General features: G+C 67.7%; 10 protein-coding genes. 4 read left to right on the top strand and 6 right to left on the bottom strand.

What is annotated here, in order from left to right; translation table 11 throughout:
- The first annotated feature begins 2 nt into the window (after positions 1 to 2).
- From ACFQQD_RS07815 to ACFQQD_RS07800, 4 genes are all read left to right on the top strand, one after another.
- Entirely contained in the window at positions 3 to 575 is a 573-nt protein-coding gene (locus tag ACFQQD_RS07815; protein ID WP_378090032.1) for a DUF3000 domain-containing protein, read from the top strand.
- A 91-nt stretch (positions 576 to 666) separates the two neighbouring features.
- Positions 667 to 1,851: a ribonuclease D gene (locus ACFQQD_RS07810; RefSeq protein WP_378088026.1), complete on the top strand. Its 1,185-nt coding sequence runs from the start codon at positions 667 to 669 to the stop codon at positions 1,849 to 1,851.
- Between the two features lie 90 nt (positions 1,852 to 1,941).
- Positions 1,942 to 4,113 carry a 3-hydroxyacyl-CoA dehydrogenase NAD-binding domain-containing protein gene (locus tag ACFQQD_RS07805; protein ID WP_378088024.1) on the top strand — a complete coding sequence of 724 codons (2,172 nt, stop codon included), beginning with the start codon at positions 1,942 to 1,944 and terminating at the stop codon, positions 4,111 to 4,113.
- Between the two features lie 25 nt (positions 4,114 to 4,138).
- A complete protein-coding gene (locus tag ACFQQD_RS07800; RefSeq protein ID WP_378088022.1) occupies positions 4,139 to 4,639 on the top strand; it encodes a ubiquinol-cytochrome c reductase iron-sulfur subunit in 501 nt (166 codons plus the stop codon).
- Here the strand turns inward: ACFQQD_RS07800 and ACFQQD_RS07795 are convergent.
- The 6 genes from ACFQQD_RS07795 to ACFQQD_RS07770 all read right to left on the bottom strand — a co-directional run bounded on the left by ACFQQD_RS07795 (position 4,636) and on the right by ACFQQD_RS07770 (position 13,166).
- On the bottom strand, positions 4,636 to 4,890 hold the full coding sequence (locus ACFQQD_RS07795) for a PLD nuclease N-terminal domain-containing protein (RefSeq protein WP_378090030.1): 255 nt from the start codon (positions 4,888 to 4,890) through the stop codon (positions 4,636 to 4,638). The two genes, ACFQQD_RS07800 and ACFQQD_RS07795, sit on opposite strands and share 4 nt — an antisense overlap.
- Before the next feature lie 17 nt (positions 4,891 to 4,907).
- Complete coding sequence (locus ACFQQD_RS07790) at positions 4,908 to 5,882, bottom strand: aldo/keto reductase (protein WP_378088020.1); 975 nt, start codon at positions 5,880 to 5,882, stop codon at positions 4,908 to 4,910.
- A gap of 36 nt (positions 5,883 to 5,918) precedes the next feature.
- Entirely contained in the window at positions 5,919 to 6,416 is a 498-nt protein-coding gene (locus tag ACFQQD_RS07785) for a hypothetical protein (protein ID WP_378088018.1), read from the bottom strand.
- Positions 6,413 to 8,458, bottom strand: a complete 2,046-nt coding sequence (dxs, locus tag ACFQQD_RS07780; protein WP_378088016.1) for a 1-deoxy-D-xylulose-5-phosphate synthase — start codon at positions 8,456 to 8,458, stop codon at positions 6,413 to 6,415. The genes ACFQQD_RS07785 and dxs overlap by 4 nt, the downstream gene beginning before the upstream one ends.
- Before the next feature lie 157 nt (positions 8,459 to 8,615).
- Positions 8,616 to 11,444, bottom strand: a complete 2,829-nt coding sequence (locus tag ACFQQD_RS07775; RefSeq protein WP_378088014.1) for an aconitate hydratase — start codon at positions 11,442 to 11,444, stop codon at positions 8,616 to 8,618.
- Positions 11,445 to 11,639: 195 nt separating this feature from the next.
- Positions 11,640 to 13,166, bottom strand: a complete 1,527-nt coding sequence (locus tag ACFQQD_RS07770; protein WP_378088012.1) for a class I SAM-dependent RNA methyltransferase — start codon at positions 13,164 to 13,166, stop codon at positions 11,640 to 11,642.
- Between the last annotated feature and the right edge of the window lie 19 nt (positions 13,167 to 13,185).

Genomic DNA, 13,185 nt, shown 5'->3' with positions numbered 1-13,185 from the left:
AAATGCGCCGTCTCCCGGAGGAATTCCGCGAGGCGCTGGCCGGGTTGCGCCGCGCACGGCACCGGCAGGAGATCACCCTCGACGAAATTCCCGCGCCCGGCCGATTGGCACCCTTCGCCGTCGCCCTGGCCGCGGACGTCCGTGATCCGGCGCAGCCGGACGCATCCGAGCTGGCCACGGGCCGGTTCATCCTCCTGCACGACCCGGCCGGTTCCCCGGTGTGGCAGGGGACGTTCCGAGTGGTGACGTATATCCGCGCCTCCCTGGAGGCCGATGTCGGCAATGACCCGATGGTGGGGGCTGTAGCGTGGACGTGGCTGGTGGAGGCCTTGGAGAATCAGAGCGCACGGTATTCAGAAGCCGGCGGCACGGCCACCCGGGTACTCTCCGAGAGCTTCGGGGGGTTGGGCTCCCGGCCTGACACCATTGACATCGAGTTGCGTGCATCGTGGACTCCCGCGGGACCGGACACCACCGAACACCTGGAGGCCTGGGCGGACATGGTCAGCGCTTTCGCGGGGCTACCGCCGGTGCCCGACGGCGTCACCCCTTTGCCGCGCATCAGGAGGAACTGACATCACTACGGAGACCGGCACCCCCTCCGACGCGGATTCCCGGACGCTCCAGGACGCGAGCCCGGAACCGCCGCGACTGATCACCGAACCGGTGGGCGGTATTCCCTTCGTCACCACGTCCACCGCTGAGCTCGAGCGTTGCGCGCGCCTGTTGAAGGCCGGTTCGGGCCCGGTCGCGATCGACGCTGAGCGAGCCTCCGGCTTCCGGTACGGACAACGCGCCTTCCTGGTTCAGCTCAAGCGCGAGGGCGCCGGCATCTGGCTCATCGATCCGGAGGCCTTCGATGACCTGAACATCATTCAGGAGGCGCTGTCCGGCGTCGAGTGGATCCTGCACGCCTCCACCCAGGATCTGCCGTGCCTGTCCGAGTTGGGCCTGTGGCCGGACCGATTGTTCGACACGGAGTTGGCCGGTCGACTGCTGGGCGTTCCCCGCGTCGGACTCGCCTCCGTCCTGGAGCAGTTGCTGGGGGTCACCCTGGCCAAGGAGCACTCGGCTGCCGACTGGTCGAAGCGACCGCTGCCCGAGGACTGGCTGCGTTACGCCGCGCTCGACGTCGAACTGCTCGTCGAGCTCCGGGCGGCCATGATCGCCATGCTGGAGGATGCGGGCAAGCTGCGGTGGGCCGAGGAGGAGTTCGAGGCCATCCGCACCGCCCCACTGTCGGGCCCTCGCAAGGATCCCTGGCGGCGCACCTCGGGGATGCACCGTCTGCGCAAGCCACAACAGCTGGCCGTCGTCCGGGAGCTGTGGCAGACCCGGGAGACGCTGGCCCAGAACCGTGACGTGGCTCCCGGGCGACTGATCCCCGATTCGGCCATCGTGGCGGCCGCGTCCACCCAGCCCACGACAGTGCCGGCCCTGTTGAAGACGCCCGGGTTCCACGGCCGTGCCGCGGCCAAGGACGCCCCACGCTGGGTGGAGGCCATCCGCGCCGGCCAAGCCGCAGCGCAGACGAAGGACGGCCTGCCGCCACTGCATGTGCCCCAAGACGGCCCTCCCCCGCCTCGCGCGTGGAAGGACCGCCGACCCTTGGCCGATCGCCGGCTCAAGACGGCCAAGCAATGGGTGGGCAACAAGGCTGATCAGTTGCGCCTGCCCACGGAGAACCTGCTCACGCCCGACCTGTTGCGCCGGCTGTGCTGGAGCCCCCCGGAACCCATCGACCTCGACTCGGTCACCACGGCCTTGCGCGAGTTGGGAGCCCGCTCCTGGCAGGTGGAGATCGTTGCCCCGATCATCACGGTGGCGCTGTTGGACCCGGACCCCGCCTGAGTACAGTCGGTCTGACGGAGTCCTGCTGAGTCTTGCCCCAGTAGTTACCCGTCGGTAATGTTGGGCGAGTCCCTCAATCGCAGGAGCCGCATGTCTCAGCACGACCCCGACACCACAGACCCCTTCGCCCGGTTCCGGCCCCTGGCCGAACGAGTGCCGGACGAGGTCGTCACGCGCGCGGAGGTGGCCGACGTCGGGCTGCCCGGCAGTTCCGGCAGCGCTGGCTTTCTGGCCCTGATCACCCTGGACAACCACGCCGGTCCGCGGCGCCCGACCACCCTCGGACCGAACTCGCTGATCGGTCTGGGCGAGGTGCTGGTGGAGCATGCGCAACGAGCGCGACGGGGAGAGATCGCCGCCGTCGCCGTGACCGGCAAGCCTGGCTTTCTGGTCGCCGGTGCCGACCTCGGCTTGATCGGTCGCTTCTCCACGTCGGACGACTCGACAGACGACGGCGCCCTGTTGGCCGAACTGGGCCACGTGGTCTACAACGAGCTGACCGATTTCCCGGTACCGTCCTTCGCCTTCATCAACGGGCTGGCCCTCGGCGGTGGACTGGAGATCGCCCTGGCCGCTCAGTACCGGACCGTCTCGACGCAGGCGAAGAGCCTCGGTCTTCCCGAGGCCTTCCTCGGCCTGATCCCCGGATGGGGTGGAGTGTGGAAGGCACCGCGCCTCGTGGGCCCGAAGAACGCTCTGACGCTGATGGTCACCAACCCGCTGAACAACAATCGGACCATCGACGGGCGGGGCGCCTACTCGATCGGTCTGGCCGACGCCCTGATTGATTCGGAACAGTTCACGCAGGCCTCGATCGGGTGGGCCGGCCGGGTGGTCTCCGGCGACCCCGACACTCTGGCCGCCCTTGAGAGGCAACGTGAGAGAGACCGGTCCGATCGAGCGTGGGACGAGGCCATCGCCGAGGGCAGGTCGATCGTGGCCGCCAAGACCGGTGGGCAGGTGCCCGCGCCGGCCGCCGTGATGGACCTCTTTGAGGCTGGACGCCGTCGCACTCGGCAGGAGTCCGCCGAGGCCGAATGCGCGGCCCTGGCCGAACTGGTCCGGACTCCAGAGTTCCGCAATACCGTGTACGCCTTCCTCGAGCTGGTTCAGAAGCGCTCCAAGGCACCGGCCGGCGCCCCACCGGCCGAGCTGGCACGGCCGGTGACCAAGGTCGGGGTTGTCGGCGCCGGCTTGATGGCCGGTCAGCTGGCCCTGGTGTTCGCCCAGCGGCTCCGCGTCCCGGTGGTGATGACCGATATCGACCAGGCTCGGGTGGACCGTGGCCTGGCCGCCGTTCATGCGCAGATCGAGAAGAGCGTCAAGAAGGCCTCTCTGACCGCGGAGCAAGGTGAGGCTCTGAAGTCCCTCGTCACCGGCTCGGTGTCCAAGGACGTCTATGCCGATGCCGACGTCGTCATCGAGGCCGTGTTCGAGGAGATGGGCGTCAAGAAGGCCGTACTGGCCGAGCTGGAGGGCATCGTCTCCTCCGAGTGCATCCTGGCCACCAACACCTCCTCGCTGTCCGTGACCGAGATGGCCTCCGACCTCGAGCACCCGGAACGGCTGATCGGCTTCCACTTCTTCAACCCCGTGGCGTTCATGCGCCTGGTGGAGGTCGTCCGCGGCCCCTCGACCACCGACGAGGTGTTGGCCACCGCCTTCGCCACCGCAGCAGCACTCGGCAAGACCCCCGTGCTGGTCCACGATGCACCGGCCTTCGTGGTGAACCGCGTGCTGTTGCGGCTGCTGGGTGAGGTTCAGCATTCCTTCGATCAGGGCACACCGGCCGAGGTGGCCGATCACGCGCTGGATCCGATGGCCCTGCCCATGACGCCGTTCACGCTGTTGTCCATGGTCGGGATCCCCGTCGCCCAACACGTGACGGAATCGCTCAACACGGCGTTCGGCGGGGACCGCTTCCCGGTCTCCGCGAACCTGCAGCGGCTGATCGACGCCGGGATCACCTCGCTGTGGGAGAAGGACGAGAACGGCAACGAAACCATCCCGGCCGAGACACAGGAGATCCTGACGTTCGGTCACTCCCCCCAGACGGCCGAGCAGTTGCTCGTCAGGGTGCAGGACGCCTTGGCCGAGGAGATCGGCCTCATGCTCGCCGAGGGAGTGGTCGCCGAGGCCGAGGACATCGACCTCTGCATGATTCTCGGCGCCGGCTGGCCGATGCATCTGGGCGGCATCACGCCCTATCTGGACCAGGTGGGCGCCTCCGAGCGCGTCAACGGGCGGCGATTCCACACGTGATGCTCGGGTGGCGGATAATGGAGGGATGACTTCCGTTCAACCCCGCCAGTCCGACTCCTCCGCTTCCTGCTGCTCCGGCTGCGGCACCTCGCGCCGGTCGTTCCTGGAACGCGGTGCCACCCTGGGCGCCTTGGGAGCGGTGAGCACCTTGGGGCTTGCGGCGTGCACTGATGACATCCGAGCCGAGGAGAGCGCACCGTCGCACCACGCCGGAGGTTCGGCCACCGAGGCCGTGAAAACGGAGGAGCTGCCGGTCGGTGAGTCGACGTCGGTCACGGTCGAGGGCGTGACCCTCCTGCTGCACCGGGACGCTGAAGACTCCGTTCGCGCGTTCTCGGCCACCTGCACTCACCAGGGCTGCACTGTGGCTCCCACAGAAGAGAACGGCGATCACGTCTTCGCCTGCCCCTGCCACGGTTCGCATTTCGACGTCACCACCGGCGTTCCCTACGGCGGCCCCGCGAAGAAGCCGCTCACCGAGTACACGGCGGCCGTCGACGGCGATCGGATCACCGTCGAGATCTAGCTGTACTGCCCCGGCCGCCGCGGCGGATTGACGATGACCTCTCGGCGGTTCGGGTCCCAGTCGGGCTGCTCCGACGCGCGGCGCGGATAGTAGTAGAACCGCCACCACAGCCACACCGCCGGCCCCAGAACCGGCAAGAGGAACAGGGCGAAGGCCCAGGGAACGCGCCGCGAGGGATCCAGCGGGGACCGCGAGAGGCTCACCAGGGAGAAGACCAGCATCGCCACCACCGCGAGGGCCACGACCCACATCACGATCCCGTAGATCACTAGAAAAGCGCGACCTTCGGCACGGTCGGGAAGATCTCGTCCATCTCGGCCCGCTCGGCCTGCGTGGGCACCCACCGCACGGCTGCGGCGTTCTGCCGAATCTGCTCCGGCTTCGTCGCCCCGGCGATCACCGAAGACACCGGCTCCTGTGCGGCCAGCCAGGAGAAGGCCAGCTCCACTTCGGACAGACCACGGGCCCGCGCGAAGTCTCCGAAGCGCCGCAGCTGGTCCAGGTCCGCCTGCTTCACCATGTCCCGCCTCGTGTGCGAGAGGCGTGACCCCTCCGGAGCGGTGCCGGAGGAGTACTTGCCCGTGAGCATGCCGTTGGCCAGCGGGAAGTACGGCAGCACGCCGAGCCCGTAGGCCTTCGCCGACGGCAGCACCTCCAGTTCCGCGCGACGGTCCAGCAGGTTGTAGTGGTTCTGCGCCGAGATGAACCGTTCAGTCCCCAGCTCGCGGGCCACGAACTCGGCCTCGGCAATCTGCCAGCCGGCCCGGTTCGAGTGTCCGATGTACCGCACCTTCCCCGAGTGCACCAGATCATCCAGGGCCGAGAGCGTCTCCTCGATCGGCGTCGCGTCATCCGGGGTGTGGAACTGATACAGGTCGATCCACTCGGTGTTGAGCCGGCGCAACGATGCCTCGACAGCGCGCACGATGTAGCGCCGCGAACCACGGGCGCCGAAGTCGTTGCCGTTCGCTCCGCCCATGTCCATGCCGAATTTGGTGGCCAGCACGATCTCCTCGCGGTGGGCCCCGAGGGCGCGTCCCAGCCGCTCCTCGCTCAATCCCGGTGTGGCACCGTAGGTGTCAGACACGTCGAACAGACTCACCCCGGCGTCCAGTGCGGCGTGCACGACGGCGTCGGTCCCCTCCTGCTCCAGAGTGGCGGTTCCCGGCCGGCCGAGATTGTTGCACCCCAGTCCCACGACGGAGACGGTCAGGCCGGAGCGACCCAGGCGGCGGTATTCCATGGTGAACGGTTCCCTTCGGTACTCGGTGAGCGGTGGTCAGTGCGCGGTCGTCACGCGCGAGGCCTGAACGCCGGCGAGTTTCGCCGCGGCCGGGATCTCGGCAGCGGCCTTGCGGGCGTGTGGGGTATCGACGTCGAGCACGATCCGGCCCGATTCCCGACGCTGATCCACGACCTCACCGAGGCCCCGCCACGCGAGCTGGTTCGTGATTTCGCCGCGCAAAGCCTCCACCAGGGTGTGCTCGACTCTCGTCGGCTCGGCACCCTTGAGCCGGTAGGACACCTCCAACCGCGACGTCTCCCCCGCGGTCAGCTCGGTGAAACCGTCCTCGGCGCACTGGGCCGCGAAGCTGGCGAGCAATTCCTCGCCGGCGTCGTCGTTCGGGACATTCTCAGCCGTCGTCGTGCCGGTGTTGCCCACGCGCCCATGGTGGACGACGACCTCTCCGCTGCCGGGCGCGAACCACGCCTCGCGGTATTCCATGCGTTGCTGGCCGTCCACGTCGGACCGCCGGTAGGTGCGCACAATGCTCACGGTTGACCCTTCGTCGTCGGGAGTGACCCCGTGGTGTTGTCGGTGCCGGGTCGGGCCCCGTTCTGCTCTGCGGACGGTACCTGGCTCATCTGACCGGTGAGGGGCCGGGCGAACGGAACCTTGGTGCCGAGCACCTGGGCCACGGTGTTGTGCGCGATTCGCCGGCCGGTCAGACCGGTGCGTTCCAGCACCTGTTCCCGCGTGCCGTGCGCCAGATACTCCACGGGCAGGCCGACCTCGTTCAACGCGGTGTCCACGCCCCGAGCTCGCATCTCCTGGCGGATCCGGGAGCCCACACCGCCGGCACGGACACCGTCCTCGAGGCAGATCACGATCCGGTGTCGAGACGCCAGTTCGATGACGGACTCCTGCACCGGGAGCACCCACCGCGGATCGATCACCGTGGCGGAGATGCCCTGATCGGCCAGTCGGGCCGCGACGTCGAGACCGAGCTCGGCCATGGTCCCGACGGCGACGATCAGCACGTCTCGCTCGGCGCCGGGTTCCTTCGAGGAACTGCCCAAACGCAACAACACGTCGACACCGTCGTTGAGCCGCTCCAAGGCGGCGATCTCGGGGCCGACGTTGCCTTTGGCGAAGCGCACCACCGTGGGGGCGTCCTCCACTGAGACGGCCTCGCGCAACTCTTCGCGCAGCCGCTCTGTGTCCCGGGGCGCGGCGATCCGCAGGGTCGGGACCGACTGCAGGAGGGCCAGGTCCCACATGCCGTGGTGGCTGGGGCCATCCGGGCCAGTCACGCCGGCCCGGTCGAGGACGAAGGTCACGCCGGCCCGGTGCAGCCCCACGTCCATCAGCACCTGGTCGAAGGCGCGATTGAGGAAGGTGGCGTACAGCGCCACCACGGGGTGCAGGCCGCCGAAGGCCATCCCCGCAGCCGAGGTGACCGCATGTTGTTCGGCGATGCCTACGTCGTAGACCCGGTCCGGATGCTTGCCGGCCATCAGCCCCAGTCCCACGGGGATCTTCATCGCCGCGGTGATGGCCACGATGTCCTCGCGCTCGTCGGCGATCGCGGTGATCTCTTCACCGAACACACTCGTCCAGGAGGGTCCCGAACTGGAAGACATCGACTCACCGGTCTCGGGGTCGATCTTGCCGATGGTGTGGAACTGGTCGTCCTCATGAGCCACGGCGGGAGCGTAGCCGTGCCCCTTCTCGGTCATCGCGTGGACGATCACGGGACCTTCGTAATTCCTGGCGTCCGTCAGGGCCTCTTCGAGCTCGACCTGGTCGTGGCCGTTGATCGGGCCGATGTACTTCATGCCCAGGTCCTCGAACAACCCCTGCGGAGCCCACCAGTCCTTGATGCCCTTCTTGGTGGCATGCAGAGACTTGTAGACGAGGCGGCCGGCCGTCCCGGAGGTCTGCAGCCGATCCTTCCAGAAATCCAGGGTGTCCTCGTAGTTCCGATGGGTGCGCAATTTGTCGAGGAAAGCGCGCCGGAGCCCGGAGAGCTGGTTCGCCAACCCACCGACGGTCGGTGAGTACGATCGCCCGTTGTCATTGACGACGATCACCACTCGGCGATCCCGGTCGACGGCGATGTTGTTGAGTGCCTCCCAGGCCATGCCACCGGTCAGCGCCCCGTCGCCAATCACCGCCACCACGTATCGATCACCCGAGCCACGCAGGGCCCAGGCGCGGGAGATGCCGTCCGCCCAGGAGAGGGACGAGGAGGCGTGCGAGGACTCGACCACATCGTGAACGGACTCGCCGCGGTCTCCGTAGCCGGAGAGCCCGCCCTGCTGACGCAACGTCGAGAAGTCCTGCCGGCCGGTCACTAGTTTGTGGACGTACGACTGGTGGCCGGTATCGAAGATCACGGCATCACGCGGAGAGTTGAAGGTCCGGTGGATGGCCAGCGTCAGCTCGACCACACCGAGGTTCGGGCCGAGATGGCCGCCGGTGCGGGAGACATTGGCGATGAGGAAACTCCGGATTTCCTCGGCCAGTCGCCGCATCTGGACGGCCGAGAGGCGCCCCAGGTCCTGCGGCGAGTGGATGGATTCGAGAAGGCCCACGAGGAGGCGGTCCTTTCGGCCGGGAGGAAAAGCGGACTGTTCACAGAATAACGCCTGAGCGCCGAACGACGACGAAGGGCCGGGTCCCGCTCCGGGGACCCGGCCCTTCGTTCGGTTCAGACCTGCGTCAGATCGGCGTCAGATCACGCCGGTCAGGTCACTTCGCGGCGATCTGGCGCAGCACATACTGCAGGATGCCGCCATTGCGGTAGTAATCGGCTTCGCCGGGAGTGTCGATGCGGACCACCGCATCGAACTCGGTGGTGTTGCCGTTCTCGTGGGTGGCCGTGACCTGGACCGTCTGGGGCGTGGTGCCCTCGTTCAGCGCGGTCACGCCGGAGATCGAGAAGGTCTCGGTTCCGTCCAGCCCCAGGGACTCGGCGGACTCACCCTCCGGGAACTGCAGGGGAAGCACGCCCATGCCGATCAGGTTGGAACGGTGGATGCGCTCGAAGGACTCGGCGATCACGGCCTTGATGCCCAGCAGTGCGGTGCCCTTGGCCGCCCAGTCACGGGACGAACCGGAACCGTACTCCTTGCCCGCCAGCACGACCAGCGGAACACCGGCCTCCTGGTAGTTCTGCGCTGCGTCGTAGACGTAGGCCTGCGGGGCGCCGTCCTGGGTGAAGTCACGGGTGAAACCGCCCTCGACGCCGTCGAGCAGCTGGTTCTTGATCCGGATGTTCGCGAACGTGCCGCGGATCATCACCTCGTGGTTGCCACGACGAGAGCCGTAGGAGTTGAAATCCTTGCGCTGCACGCCCTTCTCGAGCAGGTACTGACCCGCCGGAGTGTCCGACTTGAACGAGCCGGCCGGGGAGATGTGGTCCGTGGTGACCGAGTCACCGAGCTTGAGCAGCACGCGGGCGCCTTCGACGTCCTGCACCGGCTCCGCCTCGGCCTGCATTCCCTCGAAGTACGGGGGCTTGCGGACGTAGGTGGATTCCGGGTTCCACTCGAAGGTCTTGCCGGTGGGGGTGTCCAGGTTCCGCCAGCGCTCGTCACCGTCGAAGATGGTGCCGTACTCGCGAGTGAACATCTCCGTCTCGATCGAGGAGTCGATGATCTTCTGCACCTCGGTCGGTTCCGGCCAGATGTCCTTGAGGAAGACGTCCTTGCCGTCCTGGTCCTGGCCCAGCGGCTCGGTCTCGAAGTCGAAGTCCATGTTGCCGGCCAGGGCGTAGGCGATGACCAGCGGCGGGGACGCCAGGTAGTTCATCTTCACGTCCGGGTTGATGCGGCCCTCGAAGTTGCGGTTGCCGGAGAGGACCGAGGTCACGGCCAGGTCGTTGTCCTGGATGGCCTGGGAGATCTCGTCCTCCAGCGGACCGGAGTTGCCGATGCAGGTGGTGCAGCCGTAGCCCACGATGTAGAAGCCCAGCTCCTCCAGAGCGGGGACCAGACCGGACTTCTCGTAGTACTCGGTGACGACCTTGGAGCCGGGGGCGATCGAGGTCTTGACCCACGGCTTGGCCTTCAGGCCCTTCTCCACCGCATTGCGGGCCAGCACCGCCGCGGCCATCATGACCGAGGGGTTGGAGGTGTTGGTGCACGAGGTGATCGAGGCGATCGACACCGCGCCGTGGTCGAGTTCGAACTCGCGGCCGTCCGGCATGGTGATCGGCACGCGTTTGGTCGGACGGTCGCCGCTGGTGTCCACGTGGTGGTCGCGAGGACGGTCCGCTTCCTCCTGCTGGTCGCCGGCGCTGTGCGCGGGGGCGTCCGAGGCCGGGAAGGACTGCGCCGAGGCCTCATCGGCGGAGTCGCCCGCGGTGACGTCCTCGTCCACGTGCGTGGCGTAGTTCTTGATGTCCTCGTGGAAGCGCGCCTTGGACTCGGTCAGAGCAATGCGGTCCTGGGGGCGCTTCGGCCCGGAGATGGAGGGCACCACGGTGGACAGGTCCAGCTCGAGGTACTCGGAGAACTTGATCTCCTTGGCCGGGTCGTGCCACATGCCCTGTTCCTTGATGTACGCCTCGATGAGCGCGATGTGCTCCTCGGTGCGCCCGGTCATCCGCAGGTAGTCCAGGGTGACGTCGTCGATCGGGAAGATCGCCGCGGTCGAGCCGAACTCGGGGCTCATGTTGCCGATGGTCGCACGGTTGGCCAGCGGCACCGCACCGACACCCTCTCCGTAAAATTCGACGAACTTGCCGACCACTCCGTGCTCGCGGAGCATCTCGGTGATGGTCAGCACCACGTCGGTGGCGGTGGCGCCGGCCGGGATCTCGCCGGTGAGCTTGAAGCCGACCACGCGCGGGATGAGCATGGAGATCGGCTGGCCGAGCATGGCGGCCTCGGCCTCGATGCCGCCGACGCCCCAGCCGAGCACGCCCAGGCCGTTCTCCATGGTGGTGTGCGAGTCGGTGCCGACGCAGGTGTCCGGGTAGGCGCGCAGCACGCCGTCGACCTCACGGGTCATCACGACGCGGGCCAGGTTCTCGATGTTGACCTGGTGGACGATGCCCATGCCCGGGGGCACGACGCGGAAGTCATCGAAGGCGGTCTGTCCCCAACGCAGGAACTGGTAGCGCTCCCCGTTGCGCTGGTACTCGAACTCCATGTTGCGTTCGATGGCCTGGTCGTTGCCGAAGGAATCGATCTGCACGGAGTGGTCGATCACGAGTTCAGCGGGGGCCAGCGGATTGACCCGGCTGGCGTCGCCGCCGAGTTCCTCGATGGCCTCACGCATGGTGGCCAGGTCCACGACGCAGGGCACGCCGGTGAAGTCCTGCATGATCACACGGGCGGGGGTGAACTGGATCTCGGTGTCCGGCTGAGCGTCGGGATCCCAGGAAGCCAGGGCCTGGATCAGTTCGCCGGTCACGTTGGCGCCGTCTTCGGTCCGGAGGAGGTTCTCCAGGAGAACCTTCAAGGAGTACGGGAGCTTCTCCGCGCCCTCCACCTTGTTCAGCCGGAAAATCTCGTACTCGGCGCCATTGACGTCCAGGACGCCTTTGGAACCGAAGCTGTCAACAGTAGTCACGAAGGACTCCTCTTCCCGCCCCGAGTCAGGGCGATTGGCCAGTCTTGAGTGCCATTGCCGGCCCCGTGGCAGTCTGGTCACGGGCGGCTCGCCTTCCATCCTAGCCCGACGACCGGCGGGATCCTGCTCTTGTGCGGCCCGCGTCATTGCTGGTCGAAACCAGCCCCGACGGGCCCGGATCCACCGACAGTGGGGTCAGCTCCGGACCAGCACAGCGACCGACTCCATGTGGTGGGTGTCCGGATACAAGTCGTAGACGTCGACGCTCTCGGCGCTCCATCCGGACTGAGCCAGGAGCCCGAAGTCACGCGCGAAGGATGCCGGGTCGCAGGAGACGTAGACGATCTTCTTCGGCTCCAGCCGGTTGATCCGTTCCACGGTGGCCTTGCCGGCGCCGACGCGCGGCGGATCCAGCACGAGGGTGTCGACGGCGCGGCCACCCAGGCCGCAGTCGCTGACCGGCAATTCCGGTTTGGCGACCCAACGACTCAGGATCCGGTCGACCGTCCCGTTCAGCACGGCTGCCTGCGTGACCCCGTGCAAGTTCCGGCGGGCGTCACGGCTGGCTCCCGGTGCGGCCTCCACGGACAACACCTGTCCCTCAGGTCCGACGGCGTCGGCCAGGAAGGCCGAGAACAGGCCGGCCCCGGCGTACAGGTCGGCGATGACCTCGCCCGGTTGCGGCTGTGCCGCCTGGAGCACCGCGTCCACCAACATGGACGGCGCCCAGCGGTGCACCTGCCAGAAGCCGTCCCCGGTGATCCGGTACGTGTGTTCCTGGCCGTGCTTGCTGGAGACGGTTTCCTGAGTCCACGTGCGTCCACGCAGCCGGCGGATCTCTGGGCGCTCCGTCGGGTCCTTGGGCGGCACGATCAGTGCCACGGAGGTGCCCTCCGGCAGTCGGCTGGTCTGCCGGTGCATCCGGCCACCGAGCTGCGAGACGTCGGCGTCCTTGGCAGGCGTGAGCAGCACGAGTGCCGAATCGCTGCTGGCCGGAGTCACCACATCGACACGGGCCACTCCGCTGAAGTCCAGTTCCCAGAGCTTCAGGGCGTCCAGGGCGGGGACACCGAGCGGCATATTGCGCACCGGTATCAGCACTGCGGATCGGTGCGCATGCATGGCCAGTCGTCCGGTGGGAGTGACCGCGAAGGCGTTGCGGGTTCGCCAGTGCAGACCGGAGGGATCGTCCCCCGGTGCCCCGGTGACATGGACCTCGAGCTGCTGACCGGCGATTCTGGCCACCGTGTCCCGGAAGACCTGGGCCTTCAGGCGGCGCTGATGTGGCAGCACGATATGCCCGTAGTCGGCGCCGCCCACGGGCAACCGGCCGGCAGCGTGAGCCCGGAGCGAATCGGCCAGTTTCCACTGGTGGGTTCGGCGAAACTCGGACCCGTGGAGCACCTCGACGGTGTCGGCGCGCCAGTAGCGGGCGCTCTCTCCCGCTTCGGTGACCACAGCCCGGACGAGCTCACCGGGTATCGCGTGCCGCAGAAAGACCACGCGCCCCTCATGCCGGGCGACGCAGTGACCTCCATGGGCCATCGGGCCGGCCTCCAGTTCCAACACCAGGGGCGCTGAGGAGTTCGCGGCCACCACGGGAGTGGCTCCGGTGGCCGGCGACGCAGTCGAGCTTGGGGAACTGCTGGAGTCCGGGTTGACGCGTTCGCGCACCGGAGGGCGAGCCTCGTCGACCTGGCTGGTGTCGCGGATGCTGCTCATGCTCGTCCCCCTGAAAAGG

The organism is Citricoccus sp. GCM10030269, from assembly GCF_042665635.1.
Lineage (GTDB): Bacteria > Actinomycetota > Actinomycetes > Actinomycetales > Micrococcaceae > Citricoccus.
Note: the sequence above shows the minus strand (reverse complement) of the source record. Positions and strands in the feature narration are given on the sequence as shown.

Coding starts and splice junctions, on each gene's coding strand:
- ACFQQD_RS07815 (WP_378090032.1), top strand. CDS start 3: ATGCGCCGTCTCCCGGAGGAATTCCGCGAGGCGCTGGCCGGGTTGCGC.
- ACFQQD_RS07805 (WP_378088024.1), top strand. CDS start 1,942: ATGTCTCAGCACGACCCCGACACCACAGACCCCTTCGCCCGGTTCCGG.
- ACFQQD_RS07800 (WP_378088022.1), top strand. CDS start 4,139: ATGACTTCCGTTCAACCCCGCCAGTCCGACTCCTCCGCTTCCTGCTGC.
- ACFQQD_RS07795 (WP_378090030.1), bottom strand. CDS start 4,890: ATGTGGGTCGTGGCCCTCGCGGTGGTGGCGATGCTGGTCTTCTCCCTG.
- ACFQQD_RS07790 (WP_378088020.1), bottom strand. CDS start 5,882: ATGGAATACCGCCGCCTGGGTCGCTCCGGCCTGACCGTCTCCGTCGTG.
- ACFQQD_RS07770 (WP_378088012.1), bottom strand. CDS start 13,166: ATGAGCAGCATCCGCGACACCAGCCAGGTCGACGAGGCTCGCCCTCCG.